The organism is Streptomyces sp. NPDC048182 (assembly GCF_043202555.1).
GTDB lineage: Bacteria > Actinomycetota > Actinomycetes > Streptomycetales > Streptomycetaceae > Streptomyces.
This window is the reverse complement of record NZ_JBIDAQ010000012.1, coordinates 1-17,534: the sequence shown is the minus strand read 5'-3', so window position 1 is coordinate 17,534 and position 17,534 is coordinate 1. Positions and strand designations below refer to the sequence as shown.

Annotated in this window: 12 protein-coding genes and 1 pseudogene; 6 read left to right on the top strand and 7 right to left on the bottom strand. The window is 71.6% G+C overall.

Features of this window, described 5'->3' with window-relative positions; genetic code table 11:
* Positions 1 to 296: 296 nt before the first annotated feature.
* Together ACGFZL_RS22490 and ACGFZL_RS22485 are read left to right on the top strand one after the other, a co-directional pair.
* Entirely contained in the window at positions 297 to 1,667 is a 1,371-nt protein-coding gene (locus tag ACGFZL_RS22490) for a helix-turn-helix domain-containing protein (RefSeq protein WP_393694134.1), read from the top strand.
* A gap of 357 nt (positions 1,668 to 2,024) precedes the next feature.
* Positions 2,025 to 2,231, top strand: coding sequence for a hypothetical protein (locus tag ACGFZL_RS22485; protein WP_393694132.1), 207 nt, complete (start codon positions 2,025 to 2,027; stop codon positions 2,229 to 2,231).
* A gap of 12 nt (positions 2,232 to 2,243) precedes the next feature.
* On the opposite strand, the gene ACGFZL_RS22480 is transcribed toward ACGFZL_RS22485, so the two are convergent.
* Both ACGFZL_RS22480 and ACGFZL_RS22475 read right to left on the bottom strand, forming a co-directional pair.
* Entirely contained in the window at positions 2,244 to 2,927 is a 684-nt protein-coding gene (locus ACGFZL_RS22480) for a response regulator (RefSeq protein WP_393694130.1), read from the bottom strand.
* Complete coding sequence (locus ACGFZL_RS22475; protein WP_393694128.1) at positions 2,924 to 4,528, bottom strand: ATP-binding protein; 1,605 nt, start codon at positions 4,526 to 4,528, stop codon at positions 2,924 to 2,926. Before ACGFZL_RS22475 ends, ACGFZL_RS22480 begins: the two co-directional genes overlap by 4 nt.
* 158 nt (positions 4,529 to 4,686) lie before the next feature.
* Here ACGFZL_RS22475 and ACGFZL_RS22470 point away from each other — a divergent pair, with 158 nt between their 5' ends.
* The 4 genes from ACGFZL_RS22470 to ACGFZL_RS22455 all read left to right on the top strand — a co-directional run bounded on the left by ACGFZL_RS22470 (position 4,687) and on the right by ACGFZL_RS22455 (position 9,280).
* Positions 4,687 to 6,108 (top strand): cation:dicarboxylate symporter family transporter, encoded by a 1,422-nt coding sequence (locus tag ACGFZL_RS22470; RefSeq protein WP_393694126.1) that lies wholly within the window; start codon positions 4,687 to 4,689, stop codon positions 6,106 to 6,108.
* 55 nt (positions 6,109 to 6,163) lie between these two features.
* Positions 6,164 to 6,562 carry a MerR family transcriptional regulator gene (locus tag ACGFZL_RS22465; protein WP_355169944.1) on the top strand — a complete coding sequence of 133 codons (399 nt, stop codon included), beginning with the start codon at positions 6,164 to 6,166 and terminating at the stop codon, positions 6,560 to 6,562.
* A gap of 11 nt (positions 6,563 to 6,573) precedes the next feature.
* Positions 6,574 to 6,888 carry a thioredoxin family protein gene (locus ACGFZL_RS22460; protein ID WP_393694448.1) on the top strand — a complete coding sequence of 105 codons (315 nt, stop codon included), beginning with the start codon at positions 6,574 to 6,576 and terminating at the stop codon, positions 6,886 to 6,888.
* Positions 6,889 to 7,057: 169 nt separating this feature from the next.
* Positions 7,058 to 9,280, top strand: coding sequence for a HelD family protein (locus ACGFZL_RS22455; RefSeq protein ID WP_393694124.1), 2,223 nt, complete (start codon positions 7,058 to 7,060; stop codon positions 9,278 to 9,280).
* Positions 9,281 to 9,349: 69 nt separating this feature from the next.
* Here ACGFZL_RS22455 and ACGFZL_RS22450 read toward each other — a convergent pair whose 3' ends face one another.
* From ACGFZL_RS22450 to ACGFZL_RS22430, 5 genes and pseudogenes are all read right to left on the bottom strand, one after another.
* Positions 9,350 to 10,333: a helix-turn-helix transcriptional regulator gene (locus ACGFZL_RS22450; RefSeq protein ID WP_393694122.1), complete on the bottom strand. Its 984-nt coding sequence runs from the start codon at positions 10,331 to 10,333 to the stop codon at positions 9,350 to 9,352.
* A 283-nt stretch (positions 10,334 to 10,616) separates the two neighbouring features.
* Entirely contained in the window at positions 10,617 to 13,448 is a 2,832-nt protein-coding gene (glgB, locus tag ACGFZL_RS22445) for a 1,4-alpha-glucan branching enzyme (protein WP_393694120.1), read from the bottom strand.
* A gap of 51 nt (positions 13,449 to 13,499) precedes the next feature.
* Positions 13,500 to 14,873, bottom strand: coding sequence for a maltokinase N-terminal cap-like domain-containing protein (locus tag ACGFZL_RS22440; protein ID WP_393694118.1), 1,374 nt, complete (start codon positions 14,871 to 14,873; stop codon positions 13,500 to 13,502).
* A gap of 94 nt (positions 14,874 to 14,967) precedes the next feature.
* On the bottom strand, positions 14,968 to 16,668 hold the full coding sequence (treS, locus tag ACGFZL_RS22435; RefSeq protein WP_355169950.1) for a maltose alpha-D-glucosyltransferase: 1,701 nt from the start codon (positions 16,666 to 16,668) through the stop codon (positions 14,968 to 14,970).
* An 8-nt stretch (positions 16,669 to 16,676) separates the two neighbouring features.
* Positions 16,677 to 17,534 (bottom strand): annotated as a pseudogene (locus ACGFZL_RS22430) (alpha-1,4-glucan--maltose-1-phosphate maltosyltransferase); the annotation flags it as partial.

Sequence of the window (17,534 nt, the reverse complement as noted above, 5' to 3'; positions counted from 1 at the left end):
CGTACAGCTCCACCTGGTCCGGCGTCAGCACGAGCAGCGACCGGACCTTCTCGCCGTCGGTGTGGCTTCTGCGGTGTTGCGTGTGTGATCGCCTTCACGGGGTGTCCTCCTCGGTGTCCTGGGCGCTGCCGCTCGGGTACGGGCCGCCCGTCGCCATGAGGACACCGCAGGCCGCCGGGTGACGGGGAGGGGGTGCATCCTGGTGCGCACACGGTGTGCACCAGGCGTAAACGGCTTGCAACTCCCTGTGCTGCCTGAGGTCTCGAGGCGACAATGAGCCGGGCAGGAGGTGAGGCGTGGACCGGAACCACCCGATCTGGCACTCGACGGCCATGAGGGACGCTCTCGCGCGCCGCGATCCCGGCGCGATCGTCCGGTTGGCGCGTCGGGCCGCCGACATCACGCTGGCCGGGCTGGGCGGTCAGGTCGGTTACACGGCCGCTTCCCTGTCCCGGATGGAACGGGGCAAGCAGCCCATGCGTGACCTGGTGCTGCTCCAGCGTCTCGCCGCCTGCCTCGACATTCCCCCGCATCTGCTCGGCCTCGCGCCGCCACGCGAGGGAGCCGCCTCGGAGCGGCTCGACGCCACTAGGGTGGGCACGCAGACCCTGATCGGCGAAGAGGGGGACGACCCGGTGCGACGCCGTGAACTCCTGGCGACCCTGTCCGGTGCCACCGCAGGCGCGCTCGTCGGCCCACCGACGGCCGCCCACGCCTCGCCGCAGCCCAGCCTCTCCGGGCTGGCCGACCTTCTGCTCCACCGGCAAATTCCGGGACTTGCCGCCGATCCCAGCCCGACCACCGTCACCGCAGCGGTGGACGCCTCCCGGCGGGACTTCGGCGCGTGCCGCTACGACGCCCTCGCCCGCGCGCTTCCGGCCCGGATCGCGCTGGCCCAGGCTCTCTGTGCACAGGGACACACGGAGCCGGCCGCCACCGCGGTCGCCGAGCTGTACACCACCGCGGCCCGCCTGTGCATCAAGCTCGGCGAGGACACCCTGGCCGCCGTCACCGCCGACCGAGCCCTCACCGCGGCCCTGGACGGCGGCGCGGACGCCCTGACCGTCGCAGAGGCGCACCGCATGGTGTCGTCCGCCTGGCGCCGCCACGGGCACCACGCCCGGGCGACGGACGTCGCCGTCACCGCCGCCCAGCACCTGGCCGCCGACCGCAGCACCGACGCGACCGAACGCCTCTCCGTGCAGGGCAACCTGTATGCCACCGCCGCCTACACCGCCGCGAAGCAGGGCGACCGGCACACGGCCCACAGCCTGATCGCCGAGGCCGAGGACACCGCCGGGCGGCTCGGCCATGACGCGCTGCTGCGCGGTACCGTCTTCGGCCCCAGCCAGGTGCTCCTGCACCAGGTCTCCATCAGTCACCTGCTGGGCGACGCGGGTCAGGCCATCGAGCATGCCCGGCGGATCGATCCCGCCGCCCTGCCCACCACCGAGCGCCAGGCCCGCTACTGGATCGACGTCGCCCGCGCCTTCGACCAGTGGGACAAGCCCGACCGCTGCTACCGGGCGCTGCTGGCCGCCGAGCGCGCGGCACCGCAGGAGGTGCGGCGGGGTTCGGTCCGGACCATGGCCGACGGTCTCCTACGGCACGACCGCACGCTGCCCGGCGTACGAGCGTTCGCGGGGCGGGTCGGCGTACTCGCCTGATCTGCCGGGCCGGTCGCTGTGGTTAGGATACCGGGCATGTACATGCGGGGGCGGACGGTCAGGTTCGCGGTGATGACGGTGGCGGTGGTGCTCGCCCTGACCGGGTTTTCGACGGGTCACCGCCACCGGCACAGCAGCGGTGGCGGTTGCAGCAGTTCGCGGCAGGATCACGACGGTTCTACGTCGTCCCACTCGTCGTCCTCGTCGAGGGCCGGTGGGGGTGGGTATCGGGCGCGGCCCACTCACCGTGCGTCGCCCACCCCGTCCTCCGCCAAGCCCTCCTCGCCCCCGAAGGACGGCGTCGCGAAGCTCGTGCGGTGTGGGGATCTGGAGGGGGATCCGGACACCGTCATCGAGGTGCGGAACCCGAACCCGCGCGAGGCCGACTTCTTCGTGAAGGTCCAGTGGAAGGACAGCGCCGGCAACACCGCGGGCGAGTCCGGCCGCACCATCACCGTGCCGGCGAAGGGCGTCGGCACGGCCCGGATCTCCGCCGCCAGCTCCGGGGTCGCGGACCGGTACGACCACTGCCACGTCGAGCCGCGGGTCGACGGCATCTGGTGACCCGCGGGCCGCTCACCGGCCCGGCACCCACCGGTACATCAACTCCGGCCGCCCCACCTGCCCGTACAGCGGGCGGCGTTCCGCCTGGCCCGTGGTGACCAGGTGTTCCAGGTAGCGGCGGGCCGTGATGCGGGAGAGGCCCGTGGTGGTGCCCAGGGTGGTGGCGGTGAGGCCCTCGGGGGCGGCGCGGAGGGCCGAGGTCACGCGGGTCAGGGTCGGGGCGCTCAGGCCCTTCGGGAGCGTGGCCGGGGCCGGGGTGCGCAGGGCGGCCAGGGTGGCGTCGACCTCGTCCTGGCCGCTCGCCTCGCCTGCCGCGCTGCGGAACTCGGCGTAGCGGACGAGGCGGTCGCGGAGGGTGGCGAAGGTGAAGGGCTTCAGGACGTACTGGACCACGCCCAGGGAGACGCCCTCGCGGACCACCGCCAGGTCCCGCGCCGACGTCACCGCTATCACGTCGGCCGGGTTGCCGGCCGCGCGCAGGGAGCGGGCCAGGGCGAGGCCGTGCACGTCGGGGAGGTGCAGGTCCAGGAGGAGCAGGTCGACCGGCGTGCGCTCCAGGGCGCGGCGCGCCTCCGCGCCGGTGTGCGCCTTGCCGACCGGTGTGAAGCCCGGCACCCGGCCGACGTAGAGGACGTGGGCGTCCGCCGCGACCGGGTCGTCCTCCACGATCAGGACGCGGATGGGTGTCGAGGTCATGCCGGCTCCGCCAGTGGCAGGCGGGCCTCGAAGCTCGCGCCGCCCCGCGACGCCTCCGCCACCGTCAGGGTGCCGCCGTGCCGGAGCACCGCCTGGCGGACCAGGGCGAGGCCCAGGCCGCGGCCGTCGGGGCCGGCCGGCTTCGTGGACCAGCCGCGTTCGAAGACCAGGTCGGCGTGGGCCGGGTCGACGCCCGCGCCGGTGTCCGTGACGCGCAGGACGAGTTCCGGTCCGGCGGGCTCGGTGCGCGCCGTCACCGTCACCCGCGGCGGCACGCCCGACTGGGCCGCGTCCACCGCGTTGTCGATCAGGTTGCCCAGGATCGTGACCAGGTCGCGGGGCGGGAGGGACGCCGGGAGCAGGCGGTCGTCCAGGCGGCTGTCGTCCGACACCACCAGCTCCACGCCCCGCTCGTTCGCCTGCGCCGCCTTGCCGAGCAGCAGCGCGGCCAGCACCGGCTCGCTCACCGCCGCCACCACCTGGTCGGTCAGCGCCTGCGCCAGCTCCAGCTCGGCCGTGGCGAACTCCACCGCCTCCTCGGCCCGGCCCAGCTCGATCAGCGAGACCACCGTGTGCAGCCGGTTGGCGGCCTCGTGGGCCTGGGAGCGCAGGGCGCGGGTGAAGCCGCGCTCGGAGTCCAGCTCCCCGGTGAGCGCCTGGAGTTCCGTGACGTCCCGCAGCGTCGCCACCGTGCCGCGGCGCTCCCCGCCGGAGACCGGGGAGGTGTTCACCACCAGGACGCGGGAGGCGGTCAGGTGCACCTCGTCCACCCGCGGCTCGGAGGCCAGCAGCGCCCCCGTCAGCGGCGGCGGCAGCCCGAGGTCGGCGACCGGCACGCCGAGCACGTCGGCGGGCAGGCCGAGCAGCTCGCGCCCGCCGTCGTTGACCAGCGCCACCCGGTACCGCCCGTCCAGCATCAGCAGCCCCTCCCGCACGGCGTGCAGCGCCGCCTGGTGGTAGTCGTGCACCCGGCTCAGCTCGTCGGCGTTCATGCCGTGCGTGTGCCGGCGCAGCCGCGCGTTGACCACGTACGTGCCGACCGCGCCGATCAGCAGCGCCCCGGCCGCCACCCCGAGCAGCGCCCTGAGCTGGTCCCGCGCCCGCTTGCTGATCTCCTCCACCTTGATCCCGGCGCTGACGAGTGCGGTCACTCGCCCGCCGTCCCGCACCGGCGTGACCGCCCTGACCGACGGGCCGAGCGTGCCGGTGTACGTCTCGGTGAAGGTGCCGCCCGCGCGGGCCCGCTCGATGTGGCCCCGGAAGGGCCGGCCGATCTCACCGGGCTCGGGGTGGGTCCAGCGGATGCCCGCCGGATCCATGATCGTCACGAAGTCCACGCCGGTGTCCCGCGTCACCCGCACCGCGTACGGCTGGAGGCGGGCCGTCGGGTCGGGCGTGCGGACCGCCTCCCGCACGGAGGGCGCGTCGGCGATGGCCCGGGCCACCGCCTCGGCCTGCCGCCCGGCCGCGTCCTCGGCCTGCCGCCGGTCGCTGAAGTAGGTGAACAGCGCGCTCCCGGCGACCACGACCGCGATCAGCACGGCCTGCACGGCGAAGAGCTGGCCGGCCAGGCTGCGGGGGCGGGGGACGCGGAGGCGCATGCGGACAGTCTCCCTGCCCGCCGCGCGGTGAACTCAATGAACGCAAGGGTGACCGCGCTCACACTCCCCGGCATAGTCGCCGCATCCCCACCCGACCGCCCGGACGTGAGCCGCACGCCGGTGATGCCGACGATGTCGTCAAGCCAAGGAGGGCCGCCATGACCGGCGCAGCCGCTACGGCACCAGCCACCCCACCAGGACCGCGCGCCAAGAAGGACCGCACGCACTACCTCTACCTGGCCGTGATCGTCGCCGTCGCCCTCGGCATCGCCGTCGGGCTCGAGGCGCCGGACTTCGCCGAGGAGCTGAAGCCGCTCGGCACCGGCTTCGTGAACCTGATCAAGATGATGATCTCCCCGATCATCTTCTGCACGATCGTGCTGGGCATCGGCTCGGTCCGCAAGGCCGCCAAGGTCGGCGCGGTGGGCGGCATCGCGCTCGGCTACTTCCTGGTGATGTCCCTGGTGGCGCTGGCGATCGGCCTGGTCGTCGGGAACATCCTGGACCCGGGAACCGGGCTGTCGGTGACCGACGCCGTCAAGGAGACCGGGCAGGCGCAGATCGACGCGGGGGCCAAGGACACCACCGCGTTCCTGCTCGGCGTCATCCCGACCACCCTCGTCTCCGCCTTCACCGAGGGCGAGGTCCTCCAGACCCTGCTCGTCGCCCTGCTGTGCGGGTTCGCGCTCCAGGCGATGGGCCGGGCCGGGCGGCCCGTGCTGCGCGGTGTCGAGCACATCCAGCGGCTGGTCTTCCGCGTCCTCGCCATGATCATGTGGGCGGCGCCGATCGGCGCGTTCGGCGCCATCGCGGCCGTCACCGGCTCGGCCGGCGTGGAGGCGCTCAAGAGCCTGGCCGTGCTGATGCTGGGCTTCTACGTCACCTGCTTCCTCTTCGTCTTCCTGGTCCTCGGCGCCCTGCTCCGCCTCGTCGCCGGCGTCAATGTCTTCGCGCTGCTGAAGTACCTGGGCCGGGAATTCCTGCTGATCCTCTCCACCTCGTCCTCGGAATCGGCGCTGCCCCGCCTGATCGCGAAGATGGAGCACCTGGGCGTCGCCAAGCCGGTGGTCGGCATCACCGTCCCGACCGGCTACTCCTTCAACCTCGACGGCACCATGATCTACATGACTATGGCGTCGCTGTTCATCTCCGACGCCATGGGTACGCCGATGTCGCTGGGCGAGCAGATCCCGCTGCTGCTCTTCCTGCTCGTCGCCTCCAAGGGCGCGGCCGGTGTCTCGGGGGCGGGGCTCGCCACGCTGGCCGGCGGCCTGCAGTCGCACAAGCCCGCCCTGGTGGACGGCGTCGGCCTGATCGTCGGCATCGACCGCTTCATGAGCGAGGCCCGCGCGCTGACCAACTTCGCGGGCAACGCGGTGGCCACCGTCCTGATCGGCACCTGGACCAAGGAGATCGACCACGACCGGGTGGCGGCGGTGCTGGCCGGGCGGGCGCCGTTCGACGAGAAGACGCTCCTGGACGACGAGCACGACGAGCACGACGAGCACGACGGTGACGGTGCCGGCACCGACCCGGACGCGCCCGACCAGGGCGGCGGGAAGGAGCTGGCCAAAGCCTGACACCTGAAGCCCGACGCTTGCCTTGACGTCCGCGTCAAGGCGTACGTTCCTCCGTATGCGCATCGGCGAGCTGGCCGCACGGGCCGGCACCACCACCCGGACGCTCCGGTACTACGAGTCGCGCGGTCTGCTGGCCGCGCGGCGCACCGGCAACGGATACCGGACGTACGACGAGGACGACCTGAAGCTGCTGCGGCAGATCCGGACGCTCCAGGACTTCGGGTTCGACCTGGAGGAGACCCGGCCGTTCGTGGAGTGCCTGCGCGCCGGGCACCCCGAGGGCGACGCGTGTCCGGCCTCGCTCGTGGTCTACCGGCGCAAGCTGGCGGAGCTTGACGCGCTGATCGAGCAGCTCACGTCGGTGCGGGCGCAGGTCGGCGCGCAGCTGGCGCGGGCCGAGGCGGCGGTTCCGGGGGGTCCGGAGCCGAGGTGCGAACTGGGAGGGCACGGATGACGGGCAACGGGGTGGCCGAGGTGACGGACGCGGAGTTCGGCACGGAGGTGCTGGGCAGCGAGCTGCCGGTGCTGGTGGAGTTCACCGCGGACTGGTGCCCGCCCTGCCGCCAGATGGCCCCGGTGCTGGACGCCGTGGCCGAGGAGGAGGCCGGGCGGCTGAGGGTGGTGCAGCTGAACGTCGACCGGAACCCGGCGACCACCAACGCCTACCGGGTGCTGTCGATGCCGACCTTCATGGTGTTCCGCGGGGGCGAGCCGGTGAAGTCGATGGTGGGATCCCGGCCCAAGCGGCGGCTGCTGGCGGAACTTGCCGACGTGCTCTGACCCGCGCCCCGTACAGAGAAAATCCCCCGAGCGATTGCGCTCGGGGGATTTCTCCGCGTATATTCTTTCATTCGTGACTTCGATAAAAAGAAGGCGCGAAGAAGTTCAGTAGGCACAGTATATCTGGGCGGGAGTGGAATTGTCAAACACCGAATTGCCGGACGATGAATTGCGCCACGAGCAGGAATTCGTCGACGGACTCCACGCACGGGTGGACGCCCTGTGCGGCGACGCCGAGACCTCGGTGACCGACGCCCTCGGGCAGGGCAGCACCCCCATGCAGGCCCGCCTCGAACGGGACATCCTCGTCGCCGAGCGCTCCGCCCTGCTCGCCGCGCTCGACGCGGTGGACGGCGGCCTCTGCTTCGGCCGCCTCGACCTCACCTCGGGCGAGGCCCACCACATCGGCCGCATCGGCCTGCGCGCCGACGACGCCGAGCGCACCCCGGTGCTGATCGACTGGCGCGCCGACGTCGCCCGGCCCTTCTACCTGGCCACCGGGCACACCCCGATGGGCCTGCGCCGCCGACGGCACATCGCGAGCGAGGGCCGCCGGGTCACCGCCCTGCACGACGAGTTCCTCGACGTGGGCGACCGGACCCGCACCGGCCACGAGGACCCGGCCGGCGACGACGTGCTGCTCGCCGCGCTGAACGCCGCCCGCACCGGGCGCATGGCCGACATCGTGCAGACCATCCAGGCCGACCAGGACCGCATCATCCGGGCCCCGCACCGCGGCGTCCTGGTGGTGGAGGGCGGCCCCGGCACCGGCAAGACCGCCGTCGCCCTGCACCGCGCGGCCTACCTGCTCTACGAGCACCGCGAGCTGCTCGCCAAGCGAGCCGTCCTCATCGTCGGCCCCAACCCGGCCTTCCTCGGCTACATCGGCGAGGTGCTGCCCTCCCTCGGCGAGACCGGCGTACTGCTCTCCACCGTCGGCGAGCTGTACCCGGGCGTGCACGCCACCGGCACCGACACCCCCGAGGCCGCGGCCGTCAAGGGCCGCGCGGAGATGGCCGGCGTGCTCGCCGCCGCCGTACGCGACCGGCAGGCGCTGCCCGACCCGGTGATCGCCATCGAGCACGACCGCGAGGTCCTGATGCTCGACGACGACCTGGTCAACGTCGCCCGGGAGCGGACCCGCGCCGCGAAGCTGCCGCACAACGCGGCCCGCGAGCACTTCGAGGGGCACGTCCTCAACACCCTCACCGACATGGTCGCCGAGCGCATCGGCACCGACCCCTACGACGGCACCAACCTGCTCGATCCCAGCGACATCACCCAGATCCGCGACGAACTCGCCGAGAACCCCGAGGTCTGGTCGGCGATCGAGCAGCTGTGGCCCCGGCTGACCCCGCGCCGCCTGGTCGCCGACCTGCTGGCCGCGCCGGAGGCGTACCTCCCCGCCGAGGACGCCGCCGCCGTGCGCCGCCCGGTCACCCGGCACTGGACGGCCGCCGACGTGCCGCTGCTGGACGAGGCCGCCGAACTGCTCGGCGAGGACGACCGGATCGCCCGCTCCCGCGCCGAGCGCGAACGCCGCGCGCAGGTCGCCTACGCGCAGGGCGTCCTCGACGTCTCCTACGCCTCGCGGACCTACGAGTTCGAGGACAAGCACGCGGAGGACGCGGAGGTGCTCTCCGCGCACGACATCATCGACGCCGAGCGGTTCGCGGAGCGCCAGGAGGAGGCGGACCACCGCAGCGCCGCCGAACGCGCCGCCGCCGACCGCACCTGGGCGTTCGGGCACATCATCGTGGACGAGGCGCAGGAGCTGTCCCCGATGGCCTGGCGCCTGCTGATGCGCCGCAGCCCGACCCGCTCCATGACCCTGGTCGGCGACCCCGCCCAGACCGCCGAGGCGGCCGGCGTCGGCTCCTGGGCGGAGATCCTCGCCCCCTACGTCGAGGACCGCTACGAGCACACCCGCCTCGGCGTCAACTACCGCACCCCCGCCGAGATCATGGACCTCGCGGCGGCCGTCGTACGCGCCGAGGACCCGGCCTTCGAGCCGCCCAGCTCGGTGCGCTCCACCGGCGTGGAGCCCTGGATCCGCGAAGTCCCCGGCGACCTGCCGGGCGCGGTCGCCGAGGCGGCCCGCGAACTGACCCCGGACGAGGGCCGCCTCGCGGTCATCGCCCCGCGCGAGCTGCACCGCGCGCTCGCCGCCCGCCTCGACGGCGTGACGGCGGACGCCGAGCCCGACCTGACCCACCGTGTGGTGCTGCTCGACCCGCGCCAGGCCAAGGGCCTGGAGTTCGACTCCGTCCTGGTGGTCGAGCCCGGCCGGTACGGCACCAGCGACCTGTACGTGGCCCTCACCCGCGCCACGCAGCGGCTCGGCGTGCTGCACACCGAGCCGCTGCCGAAGGGTCTAGTGATGACGGTCTAGCGTGCCACGGTCCCTGTTCAGTCCTGCCGGAGACCGAGCAGGGACCTAGGTCCGGACCACCCGTCATTTTCAGCTCGCGTGCGCCGCACCGTTCTCTACGTCGTCGGGGTGCACGATGATGTCTGGGATAGCCAGGTAGCTCATGAGAGCCTTCATGTACACCTGGTGCTTTCGCCCCATGAAAGTCGTGGGGCAAGGGAACGTGCCCGCTCTGACCATGCGGTAGGCGGAGGACGGAGCGATTCCCAGTACCTCTGCAGCGATCGGAAGGCCCACGAATGTAGGGTAGAGGTCCGAAGCGTAGTAGTAATGATTGCCACCCGTGACAAATGTCCGCGTGAGCATTGATTCAGTCGCGAGGCGGTTCGGCACGCTGGGGCGACGGCCCGTCCGAATGTCCTGGTGGAAAGCTTCGATGAGGTGTGAAGGTACGAACCTCTGCAGTTTGGCCCCGTGGCTCTCACCCAGGATCTGCTCGGCGACGGCCGGGTCTCGAACGTTGGCGTTGTGGATCACCGCAGAGGCGTTGATCGTGAATTCTTTCGGAGCTTCTGCCTGAGCGCGTAGAACATCTGAGTCACCAATGGTGCTTTCGTTGTCATGAACCTTCGCGCACGCGTAGGCGGCGTTGACCGCCGCTTTGAGCATCAGCCCCGGAACCTCGCTCGGAGGTGTCCCCACCTCCGTGGCGACCCAGGTGTCAAGGGCGGCTGCGACCATCTCGGATCGGATATCTTCCAGATCTGCGTAGAATTCCCGGGAAATGATTTCTGACCGCTTGCGAAGAAATGAGGTCAAGCAGTCCACGACGGCCATCCGCCATTTGTCGTCGCCTCGCATGTCGGACAGTCTTCCCATGGCCACCATAGAGTCCCACAGGCGGGACCTCGTGCGGCGTGCCGCTCGTTCGACTACTGCCTTGGAGCGGAAGTCGTCGTAGTGGTGGTGGCGCTTGATTTCGCACTCTTGTGCATTGTCCACGTGGACGCAAACGGGCTCACCGCTGAAGGCGGACCGCACGTGTGCTGTAACGCAATCGAATGCGTCGGACATTATCGGGCTCCAAACTCTATCCTCTGATGTCGAGCAGAATAAGAGTATGGCGCTTGATCCAGCTTCTGATCCTATGAACAGATAGTGATGGAAGATGCTCCCTAGTGACACCTTCAGTGCAGTATGGCAACGATGATTGGCGTCATTTGACTTGATGGCAGTGTCTGGTCCGACGCAGGAAATGGCCCGTGCGGCGCCGAGCACGGCGGACGCGACGGCTTCCCGTCCGCGTCCGCCGATTCATACCGTTCGTTCCGCCCTGCCGGACTGAGGTGTCATGGCGTTACGCGGGGCGCAGCCAGACCGTCGCCAGGGGCGGCAGGGTGAGGCGGATGCTGGCCGGCCGGCCGTGCCACCCCTGCGCCTCCGCCTTCACCGGGTCGGGGTTGCGCACGTCCCCGCCGCCGTAGCGGGCGGCGTCGGTGTTGAGGACCTCGTGCCAGGCGGTGATGTCGTCGGGGACGCCGAGGCGGTACTCGGGCCGGGCGACCGGCGCGAAGTTCGACACCGCGAGCAGCGGGTTGCCGTCCGCGTCCAGGCGCAGGAAGGCCAGCACGTTGTCCTCCGAGGCGTCCCCCACCACCCAGGAGAAGCCCGAGGGGTGGATGTCCCGCTCCCACAGCGCCGGCACGTCCCGGTAGGCGCCGTTCAGGTCGCGCACCAGGTCCAGGACGCCCCGGTGGTCGGCGGACGCCCCGTACTCCGGGTCGAGCAGCCACCAGTCGGGGCCGCGCGACTCCGACCACTCGGCGCCCTGCGCGAACTCCTGCCCCATGAAGAGGAGTTGCTTGCCGGGGTGGGCCCACATGAAGCCCAGGTAGGCCCGCAGGTCGGCGCGCTGCTGCCACCAGTCGCCCGGCATCTTCGACACCAGCGACCGCTTGCCGTGCACGACCTCGTCGTGGGAGATCGGCAGCACGTAGTTCTCGCTGTATGCGTACACCATCGAGAACGTCATCTCGTGGTGGTGGTACTTGCGGTGCACCGGCTCGTGGCTCAGGTAGTCCAGCGAGTCGTGCATCCAGCCCATGTTCCACTTCAGCCCGAAGCCCAGGCCGCCGAAGCCGCTGGGGCCCTGGTGGTGGGTGGCGCGGGTGACGCCGTCCCAGGCCGTCGACTCCTCCGCGATGGTCACCACACCCGGCACCCGCCGGTACACCGTCGCGTTCATCTCCTGGAGGAAGGCCACCGCGTCCAGGTTCTCCCGGCCGCCGTGCTCGTTCGGCGTCCACTGGCCCGGCTGGCGCGAGTAGTCCAGGTAGAGCATCGAGGCGACCGCGTCCACGCGCAGGCCGTCGATGTGGAACTCCTCGCACCAGTACACCGCGTTGGCGACCAGGAAGTTGCGCACCTCGCGCCGGCCGAAGTCGAACTCCAGCGTGCCCCAGTCGGGGTGGGCGGCGCGCAGCGGGTCGGAGTGCTCGTACAGCGGGCGCCCGTCGAACTCGGCCAGCGCCCAGTCGTCGCGCGGGAAGTGCGCCGGCACCCAGTCCATCAGGACGCCGATCCCGGCCCGGTGCAGGGAGTCCACCAGGAACCGGAAGTCGTCCGGCGTGCCGAGCCGGGCCGTCGGCGCGTAGAAGCCGGTGACCTGGTAGCCCCAGGAGCCGCCGAAGGGGTGCTCGGCGACCGGCATCAGCTCCACGTGCGTGAAGCCGAGGTCGCCCACGTACGCCGGGAGCTGCTCGGCGAGTTCGCGGTAGGTCAGGCCCGGGCGCCAGGACGGCAGGTGGACCTCGTAGACCGAGAACGGGGCCTCGTGCGCGGGGCGTTCGGCGCGGCGGGCCAGCCACTCCTCGTCGCCCCAGGTGTACTCCGAGGCGGTCACGACGGAGGAGGTCGCGGGTGGTGTCTCGGTGCGCCGGGCCATCGGGTCGGCGCGGAAGGTGCGGGAGCCGTCCGGGCGGGTGATCTCGAACTTGTACAGCTCGCCGGGGCCGATCCCGGGCAGGAACACCTCCCACACGCCGGTGCCGCCCAGGGAGCGCATCGGGTGGCCCGTGCCGTCCCAGAAGTTGAAGCCGCCGGCCACCCGCACGCCGCGCGCGTTCGGCGCCCAGACGGTGAAGCGGGTGCCGGGCACGCCCTCATGGGTCATCGGGTGCGCGCCGAGCGCCTGCCACAGCTGCTCGTGCCGGCCCTCGCCGATCAGGTGCAGGTCGAGGTCGCCGAGGGTGGGCAGGAAGCGGTACGGGTCCTCGACCTCCTGGACCGCGCCCTCGTACGTCACGACCAGCCGGTACTCGGGGACCTCGGCGAGCGGCAGCAGGCCGGAGAAGAAGCCGTCCCCGTCGTGGGTCAGCTCGGTGCGCCGCTCCCCGGAGACGACGGTCACGGCCTGCGCGTACGGCCGGAAGGCGCGCAGCGCGACGCCGCCGGGCACCGGGTGGGCGCCGAGCACGGTGTGCGGGTCGTGGTGCGTGCCGGCCAGCAGGCGCTCGCGGTCGGCCTGGTCGAGGGCGGGGGAGGCGGGGGGCTCGGCCAGGGCCGGTATCGGGGCCGGGGCGGTAGCCGCCTTGCGGGCGGGCGCCTTGCGGGCGGGGGTGGCCTTACGGGCGGTAGCCGCCGCCTTCGTGGCCGGCGCGGTCTTCTTGGCCGTCGCCTTCGTGGCCGGCGTGGTCTTCTTGGCCGTCGCCGACTTCTTCGCAGTGGCCGCCTGCTTGACGGTCGCCGTCTCCTTCGCCGGCGCCGCCTTCTTGGCGGCCGGCACCGTCTTCTTCGCCGTGGCCGCCTTCTTCGCCGGGCCCGCCTTGGCGGTCGCCGCCTTCGCCGTGGTCTTCTCGGGCGTGGCCGTCTTCACGGGGGCGGGCCGGGCCGGGGCGGCCTTCTTCTCCGCTGCCGTCTTCTTCTCCGCTGCCGTCCTCTTCACCGCCGCCGTCTTCTTCCCGGCCGCCTTCTCGGCCGGCGGCAGCGCCTCCTCGGCCGTCCGCTCGGCCACCGCCTTCTTCGCTGCGGACTTGGTCGCCGTCGCCTTCTTCGCCACGGCCTTCTTCGCGGCGGCGGCCTTCTTGGTCACGGCCTTCTTGGCCACCGCCTTCTTGGTGGCGGCCTTCTCCGCGGGCGGCGGTGTCGTCTCGCTGGGTTCCGGACCGCTGGACGGGGGGCGGGGGGTCACGGCGCAGCCTCCTGGGCGATGGGGGATCGAGAGGTGGGTGGGGCGGGCGGGTCAGGCCGGGCCGGGCTCGGCCAGCCGGCGCACGGCGGAGAGCGGGACCGGGAGCCAGTCGGGCCGGTGCCGGGCCTCGTAGACGACCTCGTAGACCGCCTTGTCGGTCTCGAAGGCCCGCAGCAGCACCGGGTCGGTGCGCGGATCCTCGCCGGCCACCTCGGCGTAGCCCGAGCAGTACGCGGCCCGGCAGGTCTCGGCCCAGCCGGGGACCGGCGTCTCGGCCGAGTGGGCGGCGTAGTCGAAGGAGCGCAGCATGCCCGCCACGTCGCGGACGGTCGGCCCGGGCAGCCGGCGCTCGGCCAGCGGCTTGGCCGGCTCGCCCTCGAAGTCGATCAGCGACCACTCCCCGGACGCCGAGCGCAGGCACTGCCCGAGGTGCAGGTCCCCGTGCACCCGCTGCCCGGTCCAGGTGCGGCCCTCGGCGGACAGGTCCTCCAGGGCCGTGAACGCCGTGCGCAGCCCGGGCGCGTACTGCCGCAGCGCGGGCACCGTGCGCACCGCCTCCTCGAGCCGCGCGGTCATGCCGGCCACCAGCCCCCGCAGCTGGGCGTGGCCCAGGGTGACCGTCGGCAGCGCGCGGGCCAGCGCGGTGTGCACCTCGGCGGTGGCCCGGCCGAGCGCCCGCGCCTCGGCGGCGAAGTCCTCGCCCTTGGCCAGTTCGCGCAGGGCGAGGTCCCAGCCGTCCGAGGCGCCCTGCACGAAGGGCTGGAGCACGCCGAGCACCCAGGGCTCGCCGCCCGGCTCGGCCGTCAGCCAGCCGGTCGGCGCCGGGACGCGGGAGCAGCCCTCGCGGGCCAGGGCCAGCGGCAGCTCCAGGTCGGGGTTGATCCCCGGGACCACCCGGCGCAGCACCTTGAGAATGAACGTATCTCCGAAGACGACGGAGGAGTTGGACTGCTCGGCGGTCATCAGCCGGGGCACCAGGCCCTCGCGGATCTCCTGCTCCGGGTCCCGGTCGAAGCGGAGGTCACCGATCCGCGCCCGGGTGCGCAGCGCCTCCAGGAGCAGCTCGGCGGGCCGGGTGTCGTAGAGGGCGTCGTAGGCGGTGCGGCCAGCCAGCGGGCCCTCGGTCACGTGTCCGATCAGCGCGGGCGCGAGCCGGGGCGGCAGCGCCTCGCGCACGCCTATCAGGAGCTGGTAGCAGTCGCCGGCCTGCTCGGACTCCTGGTGGGCGCGGACCAGCAGGTGGTACAGGCCGAGCCGGCCCTCGGGCGGCAGCAGCTCGACCGCCGCGACCAGGGAGAACCCGGTGACGGGCCGCCCCTTGCCGGCGAACCAGCGCTGCCGTGGCAGCCAGCCCCGCAGCAGGGGTTCCAGGGACGCGAGCAGTCCGGGCGGGCTGGTGACGGTGCGAAGGGCGGCTTCCGACATGGCGTCGCGTCCTTTCCCCGGTCGTCGGGGTGTCGAGTGTGTGCGTGCTCGGGGCGGGAGGGCGGAAACCGGTCCCGCCCCGGGCACGGGGGGCCTAGACGGCGTCCTTGCGGAGCCGGAACCAGTAGAAGCCGTGCCCGGCCAGGGTCAGCAGGTACGGCAGTTCGCCGATGGCGGGGAAGCGCACCCCGCCGAACAGCTCCACCGGGTGGCGCCCCGCGAACTCGCGCAGGTCCAGCTCGGTGGGCTGGGCGAAGCGGGAGAAGTTGTTCACGCAGAGCACCAGGTCGTCCTCGTACTCGCGCAGGAAGGCGAGGACGGCCGGGTTGGAGGAGGGCAGTTCGGTGAAGGTGCCCAGGCCGAAGGCGGGGTTCTGCTTGCGGATCTCGATCATCCGGCGGGTCCAGTGCAGCAGGGACGAGGGCGAGGCCATCGACGCCTCGACGTTCGACACCTGGTAGCCGTAGACCGGGTCCATGATCGTGGGCAGGTAGAGCCGGCCCGGGTCGGCGGAGGAGAAGCCGGCGTTGCGGTCGGGGGTCCACTGCATCGGGGTGCGCACCGCGTCGCGGTCGCCGAGCCAGATGTTGTCGCCCATGCCGATCTCGTCGCCGTAGTAGAGGATCGGCGAGCCCGGGAGGGCGAGGAGCAGGGCGGTGAACAGCTCGATCTGGTTGCGGTCGTTGTCGAGCAGGGGCGCGAGGCGGCGGCGGATGCCGATGTTGGCCCGCATCCGCGGGTCCTTGGCGTACTCCGCCCACATGTAGTCGCGTTCCTCGTCGGTGACCATCTCCAGGGTCAGCTCGTCGTGGTTGCGCAGGAAGATGCCCCACTGGCAGTTGGACGGGATGGCCGGGGTCTTGGCGAGGATCTCGGAGACCGGGTAGCGGGACTCCCGGCGCACGGCCATGAAGATGCGGGGCATCACCGGGAAGTGGAACGCCATGTGGCACTCGTCGCCGCCGGTGGAGTAGTCGCCGAAGTAGTCGACCACGTCCTCCGGCCACTGGTTGGCCTCCGCGAGGACCACCGTGTCGGGATACTGCGCGTCGATCTCCTTGCGCACCCGCTTGAGGAACTCGTGGGTGCGCGGGAGGTTCTCGCAGTTGGTGCCCTCCTCCTGGTAGAGGTACGGCACCGCGTCGAGCCGGAACCCGTCGATGCCGAGGTCCAGCCAGAACTTCAGCGCGGAGATCATCTCCTCCTGCACGGCCGGGTTCTCGTAGTTGAGGTCCGGCTGGTGGGAGAAGAAGCGGTGCCAGAAGTACTGCTTGCGCACCGGGTCGTAGGTCCAGTTGGACGCCTCGGTGTCCACGAAGATGATCCGGGCGTCCTGGTACTGCTTGTCGTCGTCGGCCCAGACGTAGTAGTCGCCGTAGGGGCCGTCGGGGTTCTTGCGGGACTCCTGGAACCACGGGTGCTGATCGCTGGTGTGGTTCATGACGAAGTCGATGATGACGCGCATGCCGCGCTGGTGGGCGGCGTCGACGAACTCCACGAAGTCGGCGAGGTCACCGAACTCGGGGAGGACGGCGGTGTAGTCGGAGACGTCGTAGCCGCCGTCGCGCAGCGGCGACTTGAAGAACGGCGGCAGCCAGAGGCAGTCCACGCCCAGCCATTGCAGGTAGTCCAGCTTGGCGGTGATGCCCTTGAGGTCGCCGACGCCGTCGCCGTTGCTGTCCTGGAAGGAGCGGACCAGGACCTCGTAGAAGACGGCTCGTTTGAACCAGTCGGGGTCGCGGTCCTTGGCCGGGGTGTCCTCGAAGGTGTCCGGTACGGGCTCATTGACGATCATGTTGAGGGTCAGCCTCCGATCTGCGGGGTGGGCGGTCGCAGCACCGTGAAGACATGCGCGGGCGCACGGCCCGGTTCCAGCCGCACGTAGTTGGCCCTGCCCCAGTGGTATGTCTCGCCGGTCAGCTCGTCGCGCACCGGCACCGACTCGTGCCAGTCCAGGCCGAGTCGCGGCATGTCCAACGAGACCGTGGCCTCCTGGGTGTGGTGGGGGTCGAGGTTGGCGACCACCAGAACCGTGTTCGAACCCTGGCGTTTGGAGTACGCGATGACCTCCTCCTTGTCCACGTGGTGGAAGGTGATGTCGCGCAGCTGCTGGAGGGCCGGGTTCTCCCGCCGGATGGTGTTGAGGCGGGTGATCAGGGGGGCGATGGTGCGGCCCTCGCGGGTGGCGGCGTCCCAGTCGCGGGGTTTGAGCTGGTACTTCTCGGAGTCGTGGTACTCCTCGCTGCCCTCGCGCAGCGGGGTGTTCTCGCACAGTTCGTAGCCGCTGTACATGCCCCAGGCGGGGGAGAGGGTGGCGGCGAGGACGGCGCGGACCTCGAAGGCGGGCCGGCCGCCGTGCTGGAGGGTGGCGTGCAGGATGTCGGGGGTGTTGGGCCAGAAGTTGGGTCGCATGTAGGCGGCCGCCTCGCCCGACAGCTCGGTGAGGTACTCGGTGAGTTCCTGCTTGGTGTTGCGCCAGGTGAAGTAGGTGTAGGACTGCTGGAAGCCGACCTGGGCGAGGGTGGCCATCATCGCCGGGCGGGTGAACGCCTCGGCCAGGAAGATCACGTCGGGGTCGGCGGTGTTGATCTCGCCGATGACGCGTTCCCAGAAGACGACCGGTTTGGTGTGGGGGTTGTCGACGCGGAAGATGCGTACGCC

Bases quoted from the DNA above. Each gene is read 5' to 3' on its own strand.
- ACGFZL_RS22480 (WP_393694130.1), bottom strand. From the start codon at position 2,927: ATGACCTCGACACCCATCCGCGTCCTGATCGTGGAGGACGACCCGGTC.
- ACGFZL_RS22475 (WP_393694128.1), bottom strand. From the start codon at position 4,528: ATGCGCCTCCGCGTCCCCCGCCCCCGCAGCCTGGCCGGCCAGCTCTTC.
- ACGFZL_RS22470 (WP_393694126.1), top strand. From the start codon at position 4,687: ATGACCGGCGCAGCCGCTACGGCACCAGCCACCCCACCAGGACCGCGC.
- ACGFZL_RS22465 (WP_355169944.1), top strand. From the start codon at position 6,164: ATGCGCATCGGCGAGCTGGCCGCACGGGCCGGCACCACCACCCGGACG.
- ACGFZL_RS22450 (WP_393694122.1), bottom strand. From the start codon at position 10,333: ATGTCCGACGCATTCGATTGCGTTACAGCACACGTGCGGTCCGCCTTC.
- ACGFZL_RS22440 (WP_393694118.1), bottom strand. From the start codon at position 14,873: ATGTCGGAAGCCGCCCTTCGCACCGTCACCAGCCCGCCCGGACTGCTC.
- treS (WP_355169950.1), bottom strand. From the start codon at position 16,668: ATGATCGTCAATGAGCCCGTACCGGACACCTTCGAGGACACCCCGGCC.